We start from the raw sequence: 17,884 nt of genomic DNA on the forward strand, positions 1-17,884 counted from the left end.
TTACCACACGCTATTTAAAACTAAAGATTCATCTACTTATCAAAATTTATACTACAAACATATAGTTTAATAAATGTGTATTAGATAAATAAACACAAGTTAACTAGACCACTTGTTCTCTAATTTTAAATCGCTAAAGGAGTAAGATATATCAGCTCCTTTTAAAAAAGAAAAAATGGAGTTTATCATGAAATTAAAACTATTCGCCGCTGTTGGGTTATTGTCTTTGTTATCAAGTGACGCGTTTGCCGCAATGACATTGGAACAATATCGAGCAAGAGCCGAACAAGATAGTATGGTTCGCTGTTACGCTAGACCGCCAAGCTATGAGCGGGTCAAGTTTTATATCGATTACGCATATCAGCAAGGTTTGATCACTGAACGAGCATCATACTGGGGCAAAGCATTTGGTTATTACCCAGTTATTGATTATTACGATGGTACTATTGCAGTTATTTGCGGTATTAATCTTGACTCGTATACAAACAAAAATTAGCACATACAAATTATTCTCAAAATATAAGTTAATTCAATAAGGAAATTCAAATGTACTTTAAAACGCTTTTATTTGTGGCGTCACTCGCGATGCCAGCAGCTGCTTCTACCACCCCTATGACATTGGATGAATACATCGCGCATGCGAGTTCAATTCACGCTATAAAATGTAAACTGCGAAGACCGGGCGCACCTGTTGGACCTTCAGAAGTCATATTCCGCAATAATTTTGCCCGTGACAGAGGCCTAATCACGGATGCCGCAGCACAGTGGGGTTCAAGTAACGGATACTATCCTGTGATTGACGCCTTTGTATTTGTCATTTCGGGTATTTGCAAGGCCTAACCCAGCCAATTAGTAGGCTGCTATTTGACAACTCAAAACGAATCAGGACACCATCATGATTAATAAAAAAGCACTCTTTGCAATCACCTTCTCTTTATTATCATTTAATTCGCTGGCAGCAATGAGCTTAGTTGAGTACCAGCACCGTGCGTATACTGAAACAGGCCGCTGTTTATCAAACTACTCAAACTATCAATTAGCAATCAACTATGCGCAGCAAAAAGGGTTGATATCAGAAAATGCAGCACAATGGGCCAGAGCAACAGGTTATTATCCAGTAATCGGCTTTTTCGGCAACCAAATAGTCGCAGTTTGTCGCCATAGGTTCTAAAACTCTTTTTGACGTGAGCCGCAACTAAAGTTTTAACTTGCGGCTTATTAACTGAATCCATAAACCCAATAATGCGACAATTAAACGCTGTATAAAGCGCCAACTTACTCAAAAAAAATAAGAACCCGGTGAATAAAACAACCCTTCCTGATTATTTAACCTATTAACCCAGTACATTTTTTGATTTAATAAAATAAAAAACGACATGTTTGTGAGCGGAATATGATAAAGAATTTGGCAGTTAAAGAAAAAATAGCTTCATTAGTGTGGTTAGTATTTGCTCTTATTATTCTCTTGAGTGGCATTTACGATTTTATCATCGTTGCAAATCAACCTCTTGAAATGCTCAAATCTTGCGGGGTCTTTGTGCTTTTACTCAGTTTCGCTTTACAACCGAAAATACTCTTTATACCACTTAAAGAGTCATGGAAAGGAAACGTCGACGGCTTAGTCAATATTAAGATCATAAATAGCATGTATTTCGTGGGAATTTTTATCTTTCTGCTCGCCTTGGTACTAGAATAACAATGCACTCCCTTTTACCATAACATGTAAAATTAGCTGCAAACACGTAGGCTTATTATGAGCAATAATCTTTCACAACACATATTGCAGGCTGAAGAGGCATTAAAAATAGCTATGCAAAAATCAGACATTGTCGCTCTAGACAATTTATTGAGCGAGCAACTCGTTTTTACCAACCACCTCGGACAAAGGCTGTCAAAAAGCGATGATTTAGACTTACATCGCTCAGGTTTACTGAAAATAGACTCTATTGATTTATATAACCTTGATTTGATAACTCGACCAGAAGCATGCGTTGTGCACACGTTTGCCTCTATTGCTGGCACGTACAACGGTCAAAGTGCAAATGGTCACTTTGCATTTTCTCGGGTTTGGGCAAAACACGGCGATAAATGGCAAGTTATATCTGCACAGTCAACTCTGTTAGCTCAGGATGCCAAAAATTAAAAGGGCCTGAACTGGCCCTTAGCTTTGTATCACTGACTATCGCGAAGGAATAGCGGCGTTGTCACCCTCTGTTGTGACCAGTACTGTAATCAATATCGGGCCCCTGTGGCACTACTTGTGTTGGGTTGATCATTGTATGACTAAAATAGTAATGGCGCTTGATGTGATAGAAGTCGACTGTTTTAGCCACACCCGAATATTGATAAAGCGCTCTAATATAGTTCGACAGGTTCGGGTAGCTCTCAATTGTGCGCTTGTTGCACTTAAAATGGCCAACATAAACCGCATCAAAACGAATTAATGTGGTAAATAAACGCCAATCTGCTTCCGTCAATGTATCGCCGACTAGATACTGACTTTCACTTAATATATGTTCCACTTTATCAAGTGCATTGAACAACTTATCAAAGGCTTGATCATACGCTTCTTGGCTGGTTGCAAAACCTGTACGATAGACGCCATTGTTAATATTTTCGTAAATGAAGGCGTTTATCTCGTCAATTGAAGTTCGCAAAGGCTGAGGATAAAAGTCCAACTCATTTCCCGTTAAGTGATTGAATGCGCTATTAAACATACGAATAATTTCAGAGGATTCGTTACTGACAATACGCTGTTGATGCTTATCCCAAAGAACAGGCACAGTCACTCGACCAGTGTAATCTGCTTTGTTTTTTGAGTACAACTGGTGCATAAATTCACTGTCGTATATCGCATCTCCTGTACTATTTGCAGTTTTATCAAACGTCCACCCATTCTCAAGCATATCAGGGCTCACGATTGATACGTCTATGTAATCTTCCAACCCCTTAATTGTCCTAAAAATTAACGTTCGATGCGCCCAAGGGCAAGCTAATGAAACGTACAAATGATAGCGACCCTTTTGCGCCGTGAAACCACCTTCACCACTTAGACCGGGCTCACCATCAGGCGTAATCCAATTTCGTAGCTGTGCCGCTTCACGTTTAAACTCCCCATTACTTGATTTTGTGTCATACCATTTGTCATGCCATTGTCCGTTCACTAATAAACCCATTGCTTTGCTCCTAATCTACTCTTAAACACCTGCTGATAACCTATACGTGTTGCTAAAAATACTATGCCACGCTGGCAAACTTAAATTACCAACATAACTGCAAATATATAGGGCCACTGAACTGGCCCTACTCGTATCATTTAGCGTTTGCTAACTTATAGTCGACACTAAAACGACCAGCGCCAGCAGATGCCAAGGCTAAAAAGCCACCAGCCATTGCGACATTTTTAAAAAACATAAAAAACTGCATTTGATCAGCAAGGTTATTGTGAAATACCAGTGCGCTCACTACACAAAACCCAGCAAATGCCAAAGCCGTCAGCTGTGTAAACGCTCCAAAAAGAATAAATAAACCACCAATCAACTCAAACGCAATCACCAGTGGAAGTAAAAACTCAGGTAATCCACCCGATGCTAGGTACTGTGCATTGCCATCAAAGTATTGGATTTTATTAAGGCCAGCTAAGATAAATATGACTGATAAACCGATGCGGCCTAATAAGCTGGCGGTATTGGACAAGCCATCGTTGTTTGAAATGATATTCACTAAATTCATTGTATTGCTCCTAAACTTAAATTTGTTCGTCTGGCATAACTGCCTTACTTGCAAACAAGTTTACTATCTTTTTTTAGGAATAAAATTAGCCATATTAGAGCTGAACATTCTATTTTTAAGAATTTAATTTAAAGGTGCACAAAAAAAGCGGCACAAGCCGCTTTGTTAGGAAATCACTTTTTAAGTACCGGGTATTGAGGCGCAGGCAACAGTGCTATTTTGCAGGGGTTACGTTGAACGATTTAATATTACCTTCATTATCAGAAGTTGTTGTAATATAAGCTAAATGTATATCTCCAGCTTGCGGTGACAATGTTACTTTGGCTATTGGCGCGTCAGTGTTTGCACCCTGACCTGCTTTGACGACAATCAATTCGTTCAAATCAATCGATAAATCCACAAACTCAGTTGCCTCGCCATATTCTAGATTTTCGACAAGCTTTTGGTCTCCCATATACACATCAACCTTGCCCATATCAGCGACATAAGTATGAACAACAATGACGCGATATTTACTCGTCGCTATTTCTCCATTATCGATTTTAACAGCATCGAACTGCGCAGCCTGTGTAGAGTCGTTGTCCAGCCGACCATAGCTGTATATAACATAATCACCATGTTCTGAAAAACGGAACCGTGTAGATTTAATCGCAGTTTCTTTTGAGTTCCCTTTGACGGCATAAAATGAAAACACATCACCATCCGTATTATCTTGGACTAAAAGCTTTTCAGCCGACTTATCGCCAAACAACATCCCGTTGCCATCAGATAGAGACATTTCATCTTGCTCTTTGTCAAACTGCCAATAAACATCTATTTCACTATTGACCAAATTGATCGCACTTACATCGGCGGTGTAGGTATCATCACTACTACACCCGGCTAAAACCGATACTGCAATTGATAGTACTAAACTATTGATTAACTTCACTATACTCTCCTCCAATAGGCTTTGGGTTAGAGTATATTGGCAACAATCCAAGCGAGTTGTTATTGAGTGTTACTTTTCCATGCTTTGATGTTGCCGGGCGTTACTAATAAGCTAAATGCGTAACAACCAGTTAATAGACAACAAGAATCGGCTCATGGGAAATTCGTAAAATCCCGGTCAACGACCAAAACGCAGCCCCAAGCTGGCGAAGTTTATATACCGCAGTAGCTCATGACACAATGCTTGTTAAGCTCCTTTTCAAACAATCTCTGAAGTATCGTAATATCGTTTGTGCGAACATAGTTAGGCCTCACTACCATTGCAATCGTGCGATGTGGTCCAGGTTCATTGAGGTGCAGTGCCACAAGCTCTGACTCTCCTTTGACCAGCTGGTCTAACGCCATTTGGGGTACCAAAGTGGTGCCAATCTTGCCAGCAACCATCTGAATGAGCGTATGCAAGCTCGTACTATCAAAAGAGGTATCTTTCTGATCGTGTGGTAAGTTGCATGCACTCAATGCATGATCTTTCAAACAGTGCCCATCTTTGAGTAACATCAATTTTGCGATATCGAATTGCTCACTGGTGATCTCTTGCAACCCTGCACCACTTTCATCTTTGTGACTCACCCAATAAAAGTCTTCTTGCCAAAAGTTAAAAGCCATTAGTCCATCAATCTGGTATGGCAGAGCGAGAATAGCCGCATCCAATTCACCTTGACGTAACATATCAGTCAATACGTGGGACTGCTCTTCAACAATTTTCAATTTAAATTCAGGGTATTGCCGCCTAACTTCAGGTAGTACTTTTGGTAGTAAAAAAGGCCCAATTGTCGGGATCACACCAATCTTCATAGGCCGAGACAAAGGCGAGTTATTCAACTGTGATAACAGCATGAACTCGTCTACTTCGAGCTTTATTTTACGCGCTTTATCTAAGAGTTGCTGACCCTGCTGTGTCACAAAAACATGTTTATTATTGCGCTCAAAAATCACAGTGCCCAATTGTTTTTCCAGTTCGTGGATTGCAGTACTGAGCGTAGACTGTGAAACGTGACATGCATCTGCAGCTTTTTTAAAATGCAGTGTTTTTTCAACGGCCAGTGCATAGACAATTTGTTTTATAGAAACCATTATTACGTTCTTTTTTATTGATTATTTTGACTAGTTTAATCAATAAATTCATATATGCACCTGCTGGAATGAGCGCTTTTCAAGCAAAGCTAAAAAATCACAGCGATGTAAAAAAATAAAGTAATAAAATTCAATAAGATAAAATTCTTCTTTTGAATGCTTTTTAAACATTCTAAAAAACTGATAACTATCTTTAAGTTATTCAATTTTTCAATTGCAAGCTGTCCACATAGGCTCTAAAAGGTCACCACTCAGACCGCACTTAGCGGGTCAAATAACCCTTTTGGAGCTTAATTTATGCGTACTCAACTGATCACACTTGCAACAGGTGTCGCGATGGTAATAACAAACGCCGCCACTGCCTCCTCAGTTGCAACTCAAATAAAAACAAATCAATTTTGGTGGCCTGAGCAATTAGATCTCAGCCCACTTCGACAACATGGCGTCAAATCCAACCCGTATGGTGAAAATTTTGATTACAGGAAGGAGTTTATCAAGCTCGACCTTACACAGGTCAAAGCTGATATCAAAACAACCCTAACTGATTCGCAAGATTGGTGGCCAGCTGATTGGGGGCATTATGGCCCTCTAATGATCCGAATGGCGTGGCACAGCGCTGGTGTGTACCGCGTGCATGATGGCCGGGGCGGAGCTGCTGGCGGACAGCAACGTTTTAACCCACTTAATAGCTGGCCTGATAATGCTAACTTAGACAAAGCAAGGCGCTTATTGTGGCCTGTAAAACAAAAGTATGGAAAACAGCTTTCTTGGGCTGATTTAATGGTTCTCGCTGGCAATGTTGCGCTCGAATCTATGGGTTTTAAAACCATTGGGTTTGCTGGAGGAAGAAGCGATGACTGGGAGCCTGATCTAGTCTACTGGGGTCCAGAAACCGCATTTCTAGCGGACGAGCGCCGCGATAAAAAAGGCAAATTGAAAGGCCCTCTGGCTGCGGTCGAGATGGGGTTGATTTACGTGAATCCACAAGGCCCACATGGCAAACCCGACCCCCTATTAGCCGCTGCTGATATTCGCCTATCGTTTGGCCGAATGGCGATGAATGATGAAGAGATTGTCGCATTGATTGCCGGAGGCCACACCTTTGGCAAGGCCCATGGCGCCAAAAAGCCGAATAATTGTATTGGTAAAGAACCAGCCGCCGCTCCAACAGAGCAGCAAGGTTTCGGCTGGAAAAATAAATGTGGAACCGGTAAAGGTGCTGATACCAGTACCAGTGGCTTTGAAGGCGCGTGGACAGTCACTCCTACACAGTGGTCAACCAATTATTTGGACAATCTCATGAACTTCAACTGGGTGCAAACAACCAGCCCTGCAGGTGCAATTCAGTGGATCCCTGACAATCCGGCAGCTGCCAACCTAGTACCTGATGCGCATATTAAAAATAAACGCAGTGCACCTATAATGTTCACCACAGATCTCGCCCTAAAAGAAGATCCTGCATTTCGTAAAATTATCGAAAGATTCCGCGCCGACCCTAAGGAATATGAACTGGCGTTTGCAAAAGCCTGGTTTAAACTCACACATCGAGATATGGGCCCAAGAGCACGCTATTTGGGTAGTGAAATTCCTCAAGTTGCACTTACGTGGCAAGATCCAATCCCTCGTCATCAAGGGGAAACTATCACGACAAAAGATATTGATACCTTGAAAACCGCCATCAGACGAACCGGTTTACCTAACGCTGATCTGATAGAAACCGCCTGGGCAGCAGCGTCTAGCCACCGCATTACGGATATGCGAGGCGGTGCTAATGGTGCCCGGATCCAGCTTGCACCGCAAAACAACTGGGCCGTCAATAACCCTCTACAGCTGAAAAAGGTGCTCGCAAAGTTAAAACTAGTCAAAACTCAATTTAACAAACGTGCAAGTCGTCAAGTCTCCCTCGCTGATGTAATTGTCCTTGCTGGCGTAACCGGTCTTGAAAATGCACTTAGCAAAGCAGGGTTGTCTGTATCTGTGCCATTTATTCCGGGCAGAACTGATGCAACACAGAACCAAACGGACATAGAATCGTTCAATTATTTAGAGCCAAAAGCCGATGCATTTAGGAACTATTACCACAATGACGCATATATGTCGCCAACCAAAATGCTCGTCGATAAAGCCAACATGCTGGGTTTGTCAGTACCTGAGATGACTGTGCTTTTAGGTGGCATGCGTGTACTTGAAACAAATACCGACAACTCTAAAACAGGTGTGCTTACCGCTACCCCGGGCAGCTTAAACAATGCATTTTTTGTAAACTTGTTAGATATGCGCACTAAGTGGCAAAAGTCTGAATCACAACCGGGGATTTATCTGGGTTTTGATAGAAAAACAGGTAAGCTACAATGGCAGGCAAGCTCAGTCGATTTAATTTTTGGTTCTAACTCAGAGTTAAGAGCCATCGCTGAGGTTTATGCATCTGACGATGCCAAACAAAAATTTGCCAATGACTTCGTCAAAGCTTGGGTTAAAATCATGCGCTTAGACAGGTTTGATCTCAAATAAATATATACAAGCCGCGCCGTTGCGCGGCTTTTACCGTTGCCAATTAACTTTCATTGCAGCAAACATACATTCGACACTCATTTTATCTGTTCAATAAGCACCCTTCACACTCGGAATTATCCTACCGTTAGGCGGTTATTGGTATCTCGGCTTGCTAATATCTGGCCTTTATCAAAGTTTGTCGAGCGCTTTGCCATACGGTCATACAACAAGACATTGACAGTTGCAGCCAAATTCATACACCCCGTTGTTGGTACATAAACCACAGCATCTGCCGCATCAACAATATCTTGTGGCAAGCTACCATCCTCTGGGCCAAAAACATAAAGCGCATTTTCAGGATGGCTGAATTGAGGTAATGGCGTCGCGCCCTCAACCAACTCGACACACACAAGTGCTCTGCCTGCTATTTTTAAGCTGGTAAGATCGTCTACTTGTTGGATTGGAATATTGTCGGCAATATTTTTTGTATCCGTATGATATTTAGCAGCTTTTGCGTAACGGTTACCATTAAAATATACAGCATTTGCATCATAGCACCCTGCTGCACGCAGCACCCCTCCAACATTAGTAGGCGATTTAGGGTTTACTAATCCAATCGCTGCAAACGACTCACTCATACTATTTAACTCTCTACAAACGGCAAAAATACAACCAATAATTTTGACGGGCGATTGTATCACGTGCGTCATATCGTGTCAGTCGGATGAAATATTTCCATTATGCCTGTATCGAAACAAACTGTAACAATTGCGAAAATACCTTCACATCAATTGTCACTAATCAACAAAAAACACTATTCAAGAAAAAGAAAGTATATAAAACAATTCATTAAAAACGCCCATAAAAAAATCAGCAAATACACATATTTTTATTGATGGCCACAAATAGATTATTCCCCCTCCAAATATTCAATGAATGTAACAGTTCATGTATTTGCGTTGAATCAAGCTTAAGTATTCGTTAGCTTTGTAAATGTACAATTAAGTACAAATCAAGGAGATACAAATGAAATTAACAATGAAAAAAAACGCATTAAAAAACCTTTCTAACAACCGTCCTTTGGACAAAGACCTTACACCTAATGTTGCTGGCGGAAAGCCTCAAGTAGAAACGCGTGCAGCATGTCGCTCTATTTGGGCATGTACTCATCCGCAAGCTTGCATTCCTCAATAATGCGATGAACGACTGAGTAATAAACAAGCGACCTTTTGAGCTCAAGGTCGCTTTGTTTAATCCATTTTAATCACTGAAAAAAGAGAGAAAATAAGAAGGCAGCAGTCCTGTTTGACCGCACTGACATAGAGTGTCCTTGCCTTAGACTGCACCGAGAGCAGCAGGCCGATTGAGCACATATACATGTTCATCAAACAGGCGCTGTTGATGTTTGGCCGTTTTCTCGCTCACCAGCTTTAATTTAAACCCCGCTTTTTCCATAACCCGGATGGATGCTTTATTAGGGGAAGAAACAGGGTTAATTAACTCAACGACATCTGAGTCGTTAAATATTAAGGTTGTAAAGAGCATTACCGCCTGTGTCGCTACCCCCATCCCCCAAAATTCATGACCAACCCAATATCCAATCTCTGCGGCAGTAGACAATAAATTACTTTCTGGCAGATACGCCCCGATTACGCCGCAAAACTGACCATCGATTTCTATTGCCCTATTTATTGCATTTTGCTCGCATCCTATTTCCAACCACCAGCTAGCGTCTTGTTGCGTATAAGGTTGCGGGATCCTAGCTGATAAATATTGCGTCACTTTTGCGTCATTAAGGTGGCGTACCAAGTATGCTTGATCTGTCTTTTTTAATTTTCTCAATGTTACTACGTGCTTCATTTTCCTTTGAGCTGTCACTTCACAGCAACCACCCTCCCCCTCAAAATTTTGATTATATTCTTACAGCCAACGCCGCACTTGTGCGCAGTATAATGCATACTTTTTACCAAACTTCTTATGCATGGCAAGCTCTTCAAAGCGGATGTACCAACGATCAGTGATCACAATAAACATTAGTAATGGGAGCAGCGCGATTAAGCTAACGCCCATCAAAATATTAAATCCCAGCAAGGATACAGCAAACCCTAAATACATAGGGTTTCTAGAGTAATGAAATGCACCATGTGTGACAAGCTGACTTGGCTCGTTAAAAGTCAGTACGTTCACATTCAATTGAGAGAAGGTTCTTTTCGCGACGCCAGACAATACAATTCCTAATATAGCAATGGGCAAGCCAATTAAATTGTATGGATAAGTTACTAAATGTGCGTTAGAAAATAACCAGCAGGTGATTCCCATCGCCGCTAGGGTGATCAAATATAAATACGGTGGCAGTAGTTTTTGCATGTCATGTTTCCTGTCGATAAAAACATAACAATAATTTTTTGCCCTACATATTGCCTTAACCTAAGTTAAGCCCATCTTTTTTCTAATCCGAGACAAACTCACATCTGTGATACCAAGATACATTGCAACTTGATTGAGCGCTATATTTTCGCTTTCGCTGCCAAACTCCATGAGAAATTGCTCGTATCTTTGCTGCGCATTCAATAACAAAAAGCTGGCCTCACGACGCTCTTTTTTAAGCGCTAGCCGCTCGTAAACCTTTCTTACAAATCGACCCCAGTTGGTATTTTCTTCTGCCAGAGTAACCAGTTCGTCATAGCGTATCGACGCTATTTTACATTGGGTTAGTGCTTGGGCATAAAATGGACTTGGACTGTTGTCTACAAGCGAACCAATGCTGGTAAATGCCCCGCCTTGCTTCACCAAAGACTTATTGAACTCCTTTCCGTCGCGATCCAGGTAGTAATAACGGCCAATGCCTGACAATACAAAATGCACTTCTGTCACAATATCTTGGCTAACAAAAAGGTGCGATTCAGGCTCAAACGTATTAAACGAAAAAAAATCGAGTGCCAATTCTATTTCATGCTCATTAAACTGAACGACTTGCATTAATAGCTGCGTCAAAAACAGCCTATTTTCTAGCTCATCCATACAATCGCCAATTATGAACTTTTACTGTTTTTGACAAACAATAGGGTCTCGTGCTCATACATTTCATTGCACCAATGGTGTTTACTCAATACGATATCAGGCACGTGTTGTTTATCAGCCTCTACCGGCTTAAACCCATACTTTTCATAAAACTTAGCAAGATGAGCAAAAGGTAAACAAAACACATTTGCGTATTGTGACGCATTGTCGACCAAAAATGCCACCAACTTTGCAGCCACCCCGACACCTCTAAAGTCTGGATTAACATACATACCACCTAGTTCTGCGGCATGCTCAGTAATTTGTTGAACTCGTCCAACTCCAACTTTTTGACCATCAATAAGCGCGATTGCTATCACATCACTGTCGATACTGGATAATTTAAACCCGACCCGTTGATATTGATCATTTACCCAATGGATTTCATCGTCCTTTGCCAGCCTAATTGTCACTATACTACTCACAATATGTTTGCTCCTGAAACAAAAACATCTAAACGATTTGATATCATACACTTAATTTAAATACCAGCGATTCGAGGTAACAGCCTATTACACAGCATATTCATTGAATTTCCCTATTTGGATACGAAATGACTAAATCCAGTGTCACAACTTGATGCGAATCTAATTTCAACTACCTCTGCACTTATCAAAATACAAATTAATTAATATTAATCAATCACCTAAACAGCATCCCCAACAATTTTATTACTCCACTTAAGGCAATCTATTGGCCAACTGAGCACTTCTGTTGTCAATAATAAAACGCATTGCGATTTAGCTTCTATACTTGAGTTCAGGACTTTTTTATTTCACGCAACTGCTGCGGTACAAGGGAATTTTAATATGGCTAATTCCATACCTTTCAACCTCATTTCTACACTGCGCGCGAAGCTCATAGCAGCTTTTTCAGCCGTCATGATCACGTTAGCCGTGATTGGCTTTATTTCCTACTTTGCACTGAAAATGGCATCAGATGGCTTTAAAGATTACCGAGAGCTTGCTCGGGACAGCAATCTTGCAGGCATTTTACAATCTAACATGTTGATGGTGCGTATGAATGTGAAAGATTTTTTGCTCACCGGCAGCGATAAAGACATACAACAATACGACGAATATTTTACTCAAGTAGAGAGCCTACTTGATGATGCAACACGAGAAATCAACAAACCTGAACGCGCTCAGATGGTACGCGAGCTGATCGCCAAAATTGCGGTATATAACGAGACGTTCGATTTGATTAAATCTTACCGAGTCCAACGTAATGACCTAGTACTCAATAAGTTGAACGTAATTGGTCCGCAAATGGAAAGAGAGCTGACCAAGTTAATGTTTAGTGCATCGGAAAGTAATAACACCCAGCTTGCCTACTTAACAGGTGTCGCCATGCGGAATTTACTACTGGGCCGGCTATACGTCATTAAATACCTCGAGAGCAACGATGAGAGCGCTGACCAACGGGTTAAACAAGAATTTAGTGCTTTTGAGCAACAAATGGATTTGATAGAGCAGCTGACAAATACGGCAGCCAATCGTGGCATAATCAACCAAGTGAGGGTCTTAGAAGCACAGTACAAACAGGCGTATTTGAGTGTTCACGATATCATTGTAGATCGCAACGATAAGGTAACCAATACCTTAGATGTGCTTGGTCCTAAGTTTGCTAAGCTGGTTGATGATCTAAAACTCTCGGTGAAAACAGACCAAGACCGACTTGGACCACGACTCAAAGAAGAAAACGAATCAGCTGTTGGCAATATCCTCGTCACCTTTTTGATTGCATTGGTGCTCAGTGGATGCATTGTGTTTGTACTAACACGAAATGTCATGGCTCAGCTGGGCAAGGATCCGAATGAGCTGGAAAAAGTCGCGCTCGCAATTTCTCGCGGTGACCTAGATGAACAATATGATGAACGCACGCCAAAAGGTGTTTTCAAATCCATGATGGCGATGCGAGAAAGCCTGCGCCAAATACGAGAAAAAGAACGTGAAGAAAAACGAATTGCGAGTGCAAATGCGCGCATCAAAAGTGCGCTAGACAATGCCAGTGCCTGTGTAATGATAACTGATACAAGCAATCAGGTGATCTATTTAAATGACGCCATTTACGCCATGTTTGATGTTGCCAGTACAGATATTTGTTCTGTTCATGCTCATTTTGATAGTAAGCTGCTGCTTAACCACCCGCTCAGTCAATTTTTGCCAGACTTCTCGGAATTAGAAGACGCAGTGCAGCACCTAAGCGATAGCTACAACACTGAATTGAATATCGCAGGCAGAACATTCGACATTGTAGCAAGTCCTGTAATCGTAGATGGTAATATCGTAGGCCTTGTATACGAATGGGAAGACAAAACTAAATGGCTTGCCAGCGAAAAAGAAAAAGCCCGAATCGCGTCAGAAAATGCGCGTGTAAAATACGCACTCGATGGCTCATCAGGGCAAGTCATGATAACTGACGATACATATCAAGTGATTTACTTAAATGGTGCGCTAGAACAAATGTTTAGAGCTGCTGAAAAAGACATTTCGAGCGAGCTCATTGGCTTTGACCCTGAGGCCATCAAACACAATCCAATAGACCACTACTTTACACACTTTACCAATTTATTGGCGGAATTTGACGACTTGGCCACTAGCCACCAAAGCGAGTTTGTTATCGCAGGACGTACCTTCAGCATTGTCGCCAGCCCAGTAAAAGTTGAGGGAGAACGTGTAGGCACCGTTATCGAGTGGCAAGATAAAACTCAGTGGTTAGCCCTTGAGCGCGAAAAATCTCGGGTTGCCTCCGAAAACGCTCGGGTCAAATACGCTCTCGATAGCGTTTCTGGCAATGTCATGATCGCAGATCCAGAACTCAATATCATATACGCCAACAATGCACTGCAAAATATGATGTCAGAATCTGAACGAGATATTAAACAGCACATGGGTATGTTTGAGGCGAACAATCTAATCGGTTTTGCTATTCATGACTTCTACCTAGAGCCAGAGCAACAACGCCTCGTTTTTGAAAATCTGCAAGATACACACCGCAGCGTTGAACATATCGGCGATAAAGTCTTTGCCCTCACTGCAAACCCGATCTCAGTAGATGGCAAGCGCATCGGGACGGTTCTAGAGTGGGTTGACCGCACCGCCGAGGTGAATATTGAAAAAGAAATAGATGAGATCGTGCAGGCAGCCTCTCAAGGGGATTTAAGTAAAAAAATAGACCCAACAGGTAAGTCAGGGTTCTTTGGCAATTTAAGTCAGGGGCTTAACGACCTACTAGGCACGGTTGAAGTGGCTTTGGACGATGTCATGCAAATGCTCGGCGCCCTAGCCCATGGCGATTTAAGTAAACGGATCACTAATCAGTATCAAGGTAAATTTGGAAAACTCAAAGAAGACACCAACACCACAGCGGACAAGCTCACAGAAATTATATCTAGTATTCGCTCTTCCGCTGGTAGTATTTCTCAAAGCGCCAATGAAATTGCCCAAGGCAATATGGACTTAAGCCAACGTACCGAAGAGCAGGCCTCAAGCCTTGAAGAAACCTCGGCCAGTATGGAAGCCATGACCGACAGTGTTAAACAAAGCAGTAAACGGGCAGAAAACGCCAATGAACTCTCCCTTGATGCCGAGCGCCGCGCTGAGCAAGGCGGTCAAGTCGTCAATATGGCTGTAACGGCAATGAAGGAAATCAATGACTCTAGTAAAGAGATCTCTGAAATTATTGGTGTGATAGATGAAATTGCTTTCCAAACAAATCTATTGGCGCTGAACGCCGCGGTAGAAGCCGCTAGAGCTGGTGAACAGGGTCGAGGTTTTGCTGTGGTTGCAGGGGAAGTTAGAAACCTTGCACAGCGTTCTTCTGAAGCAGCAAAAGAGATCAAAGATTTGATCCGAGACAGCCAAACCAAAGTTGAAGAAGGTACTTCATTGGTCAATAAATCGGGTGAAACCCTATTAGAAATTGTTGAAGCAACTTCAAAAGTGCGCGCTATGATGCAAGATTTAACCGAATCATCAAAACAGCAATCTGAAGGTATTGTTCAGGTCAACAGTGCTATCACACAAATGGATGAAATGACTCAACAAAATGCGGCGCTGGTTGAACAAGCAACCGCTGCTGGCCAATCAATGGCAGATCAAGCCAATAGTATGAATGGCACAATGGACTTTTTTAATATTGAACAAAGCGGCACTGGCCTAAAAACCCTTGCTTCTTAAGCGTTAAACATAACTAAAATAAGGGGCAATTAAGCCCCTTTTTTATTTTTGAGTTTTCACCAAACATCATTCAAATACATTATTTGTCAATTGACCTGTCTATCGCTTTATACTTTAAGCTAGGAGACGTTGAATATAGACAGGCAAGCAAACGTGTACAAGATTTCAGAACTCGCTAAGTGCGTGGGGCTATCTCGCACTGCAATACTTTACTATGAAAAGCAACAACTGCTCACAGCAAAACGGCTCAGCAATGGCTATCGGGTCTATTCTGACAAAGACCTCCAACGGGTACGATTGATCCAAAAACTACTCGCCGGCGGTTTAACTATCAAAGAGTGCAAAGCCTGCCTTGATGCCAAAATTAACCGCCAATTATTACGAGACCGATTAACTACATTGAAAAGCGAGATACAGCAAAAGCAACAAGCTCACGACTTACTGCTCGCTATATTGGGTGATACTCCCCAACAAGGTTGGCATGAAGAATTGAACGCTATTGCGCCAGATGCCCACCTCAGCTGGCTCATAAACCAAGGTTTCAGTGAAAAAGAAGCACTCAGACTAAAATGGTTGTCAAAAGATATGAATGAACATGACATATATATGGCTGATTTTATGACTGTCTTTTCAGGTCTCTCTCGCTGGGCTCCTGGCAGCGACGAAGATACTCTCAAAGCTTTATCTTTTACCCCCTCCGAACCCAGTACTATCTTAGACATAGGCTGTGGAAAAGGATATGCAACTGAATTATTAGTAAAAAATACGCAAGCACATGTTGTTGCTATCGATAATGAGCAACCCGTCCTCACCACATTATCACAGCGCGTTAAGCAGCAAGACTTTGCTCATAGGTTGCAAACCCAGTGTATTAGCATGACAGAACTCAAGTTTGACACCGAAAGTATTGATTTAATTTGGTCCGAAGGCAGCGCTTATATTATGGGTGTTGAGAATGCATTAAAACAGTGGAAGCCATTTATTGCTCAGCATGGCGCTTTGGTATTCAGTGATTTAGTTTGGAAAGTTGATACACCAAGTCGCGACACATTTAAATATTGGTCAAAAGCTTACCCTGATATGCAAAATGTTGAAACACGATTAGCGCAAATTAGAACAGCAGGGTATAAAGTCACAACACATTTCGGGCAAAGCAATCGGGCGTGGGATAACTACTACTCCCCTTTGCAAAGTCGAGTCTCCACACTAAAAAAAGATATGCCTAACTCAGCAGCACTTCGCGACATAGAGGAAGAAGTGAATATATGCACTCAGTACGCCAATGAATTTGGTTATCACATGTTTATTTTGACAAAATTGACATCTACTTGATTGCAGTCGCTTTGATAAGTGACATGGCATTGGGGAACGCCTTAATAAAACCAGCCTATAAAATAGAAAAATACAAATTACATCACCCTAAGTGATTAGAATCAATTAGCACCTCCTATGTCCGAATTAACATCCCAAATTAACTCAACTTTTATCACTTAATTAAACTAATACCATGTTAGAAAAGGAGAATTTAATGAGTCAGTGTATTTGGAGTAAAAGCGCAGAGCAATATGCCAAATCGGCCCCTAAAATTAGCTTTTATCGAGATACGGCCAAATTCAGCGCTGAAATATTGGACAAGTATAATTATAAAAACTTTGTAGATTTAGGCTGTGGCTCCTCTAATTTAATTGCAGATGCCCTTTTAAGGGGAAAACCGCATAGACAACTAGTTTGCACGGATGCCGCCACAGGTATGATAGAGGTCGCAAAACGCGACAACATCCACCCAAATGCAAAGTATCTTGCTGTTAACTCTGAACATATTCAATTCGAGTCAAATTCACAGTGCTGCTTTTTGGCAAACTCTGCATTTTGGATGTTTGATTTTGAAGACACGCTTTCACGCATTCGAGCACAATTGAAATGTAATGGCGGGTTGCTTGTGAACTTTTCAGAATGGGATTTGCAAGATGGCACGCAAGATAAATTAAGGTATCAGTTGATAGATCAACAACTGGCACTTAACAGCTTTTCAAATAAAGTCCACCGAGGTACTGCAAAAAAGTACTGCCAAAACAAGCTTATTGATATTATCAAAAGTCATGGTTTTAGCGTCCCAGAAGTACTTACCAAGCAGGTTCTCGTCACTAAAACTGACTGGATAGAGTTTTATAAAATCCCAGCAATTGCGAACAAAAGCCTTCCTCACCTAGCTCTCACCGATGCACTAAAGACTCTTAATCTCGCGATGAAAGCCCTGCCCGATGATTACCTGCACACTATGCAATGGCTATATGTTAAAGCCGTAAAAATGCCTAGGCCTTTATCAAGATAAAAGCACGCTAGAATTATTGATT

Annotated in this window: 18 protein-coding genes; 9 read left to right on the plus strand and 9 right to left on the minus strand. The window is 41.5% G+C overall.

Annotated elements, in window-relative coordinates; translation table 11 throughout:
* The first annotated feature begins 187 nt into the window (after positions 1-187).
* From MHN81_RS15450 to MHN81_RS15465, 4 genes are all read left to right on the plus strand, one after another.
* Positions 188-496, plus strand: a complete 309-nt coding sequence (locus MHN81_RS15450) for a hypothetical protein (protein ID WP_023400510.1) — start codon at positions 188-190, stop codon at positions 494-496.
* Between the two features lie 50 nt (positions 497-546).
* Positions 547-840, plus strand: coding sequence for a hypothetical protein (locus tag MHN81_RS15455; protein ID WP_023400509.1), 294 nt, complete (start codon positions 547-549; stop codon positions 838-840).
* Between the two features lie 55 nt (positions 841-895).
* The gene (locus tag MHN81_RS15460) at positions 896-1,171 is read left to right on the plus strand and encodes a hypothetical protein (RefSeq protein ID WP_239426168.1); all 276 of its coding nucleotides are present in this window, start codon (positions 896-898) and stop codon (positions 1,169-1,171) included.
* 582 nt (positions 1,172-1,753) lie between these two features.
* Positions 1,754-2,143, plus strand: coding sequence for a nuclear transport factor 2 family protein (locus MHN81_RS15465; RefSeq protein ID WP_239426169.1), 390 nt, complete (start codon positions 1,754-1,756; stop codon positions 2,141-2,143).
* Between the two features lie 61 nt (positions 2,144-2,204).
* Here MHN81_RS15465 and MHN81_RS15470 read toward each other — a convergent pair whose 3' ends face one another.
* The 4 genes from MHN81_RS15470 to MHN81_RS15485 all read right to left on the minus strand — a co-directional run bounded on the left by MHN81_RS15470 (position 2,205) and on the right by MHN81_RS15485 (position 5,796).
* Positions 2,205-3,176: a glutathione S-transferase family protein gene (locus MHN81_RS15470; protein ID WP_239426170.1), complete on the minus strand. Its 972-nt coding sequence runs from the start codon at positions 3,174-3,176 to the stop codon at positions 2,205-2,207.
* 136 nt (positions 3,177-3,312) lie between these two features.
* Complete coding sequence (locus tag MHN81_RS15475; protein ID WP_023400504.1) at positions 3,313-3,732, minus strand: DoxX family protein; 420 nt, start codon at positions 3,730-3,732, stop codon at positions 3,313-3,315.
* A 214-nt stretch (positions 3,733-3,946) separates the two neighbouring features.
* Positions 3,947-4,663 carry a hypothetical protein gene (locus tag MHN81_RS15480; protein WP_023400503.1) on the minus strand — a complete coding sequence of 239 codons (717 nt, stop codon included), beginning with the start codon at positions 4,661-4,663 and terminating at the stop codon, positions 3,947-3,949.
* Positions 4,664-4,875: 212 nt separating this feature from the next.
* Positions 4,876-5,796: a hydrogen peroxide-inducible genes activator gene (locus tag MHN81_RS15485; protein WP_023400502.1), complete on the minus strand. Its 921-nt coding sequence runs from the start codon at positions 5,794-5,796 to the stop codon at positions 4,876-4,878.
* 297 nt (positions 5,797-6,093) lie between these two features.
* On the opposite strand from MHN81_RS15485, the gene katG reads away from it, so the two are divergent.
* The gene (gene katG, locus MHN81_RS15490) at positions 6,094-8,307 is read left to right on the plus strand and encodes a catalase/peroxidase HPI (RefSeq protein WP_239426171.1); all 2,214 of its coding nucleotides are present in this window, start codon (positions 6,094-6,096) and stop codon (positions 8,305-8,307) included.
* A 116-nt stretch (positions 8,308-8,423) separates the two neighbouring features.
* On the opposite strand, the gene MHN81_RS15495 is transcribed toward katG, so the two are convergent.
* A complete protein-coding gene (locus MHN81_RS15495; RefSeq protein WP_023400500.1) occupies positions 8,424-8,927 on the minus strand; it encodes an RNA methyltransferase in 504 nt (167 codons plus the stop codon).
* A 388-nt stretch (positions 8,928-9,315) separates the two neighbouring features.
* On the opposite strand from MHN81_RS15495, the gene MHN81_RS15500 reads away from it, so the two are divergent.
* Complete coding sequence (locus MHN81_RS15500; protein WP_023400499.1) at positions 9,316-9,483, plus strand: hypothetical protein; 168 nt, start codon at positions 9,316-9,318, stop codon at positions 9,481-9,483.
* Positions 9,484-9,624: 141 nt separating this feature from the next.
* Here the strand turns inward: MHN81_RS15500 and MHN81_RS15505 are convergent, their stop codons facing one another.
* From MHN81_RS15505 to MHN81_RS15520, 4 genes are read right to left on the minus strand one after another with little or no spacing between them, the layout of a single operon-like run.
* Complete coding sequence (locus MHN81_RS15505; protein WP_052027403.1) at positions 9,625-10,149, minus strand: GNAT family N-acetyltransferase; 525 nt, start codon at positions 10,147-10,149, stop codon at positions 9,625-9,627.
* 60 nt (positions 10,150-10,209) lie between these two features.
* Complete coding sequence (locus tag MHN81_RS15510) at positions 10,210-10,656, minus strand: isoprenylcysteine carboxylmethyltransferase family protein (protein ID WP_023400497.1); 447 nt, start codon at positions 10,654-10,656, stop codon at positions 10,210-10,212.
* Positions 10,657-10,716: 60 nt separating this feature from the next.
* The gene (locus MHN81_RS15515) at positions 10,717-11,310 is read right to left on the minus strand and encodes a Crp/Fnr family transcriptional regulator (protein WP_023400496.1); all 594 of its coding nucleotides are present in this window, start codon (positions 11,308-11,310) and stop codon (positions 10,717-10,719) included.
* A gap of 11 nt (positions 11,311-11,321) precedes the next feature.
* A complete protein-coding gene (locus tag MHN81_RS15520) occupies positions 11,322-11,774 on the minus strand; it encodes a GNAT family N-acetyltransferase (RefSeq protein ID WP_239426172.1) in 453 nt (150 codons plus the stop codon).
* Positions 11,775-12,158: 384 nt separating this feature from the next.
* On the opposite strand from MHN81_RS15520, the gene MHN81_RS15525 reads away from it, so the two are divergent.
* From MHN81_RS15525 to MHN81_RS15535, 3 genes are all read left to right on the plus strand, one after another.
* On the plus strand, positions 12,159-15,530 hold the full coding sequence (locus MHN81_RS15525; RefSeq protein ID WP_023400494.1) for a methyl-accepting chemotaxis protein: 3,372 nt from the start codon (positions 12,159-12,161) through the stop codon (positions 15,528-15,530).
* Between the two features lie 153 nt (positions 15,531-15,683).
* Complete coding sequence (locus tag MHN81_RS15530; protein ID WP_239426173.1) at positions 15,684-16,862, plus strand: MerR family transcriptional regulator; 1,179 nt, start codon at positions 15,684-15,686, stop codon at positions 16,860-16,862.
* A 196-nt stretch (positions 16,863-17,058) separates the two neighbouring features.
* Positions 17,059-17,862, plus strand: a complete 804-nt coding sequence (locus MHN81_RS15535) for a methyltransferase domain-containing protein (RefSeq protein ID WP_023400492.1) — start codon at positions 17,059-17,061, stop codon at positions 17,860-17,862.
* Positions 17,863-17,884 lie beyond the last annotated feature (22 nt).

The sequence above is a fragment of the Pseudoalteromonas sp. Of7M-16 genome, assembly GCF_022347805.1.
GTDB classification, from domain to species: domain Bacteria; phylum Pseudomonadota; class Gammaproteobacteria; order Enterobacterales; family Alteromonadaceae; genus Pseudoalteromonas; species Pseudoalteromonas luteoviolacea_F.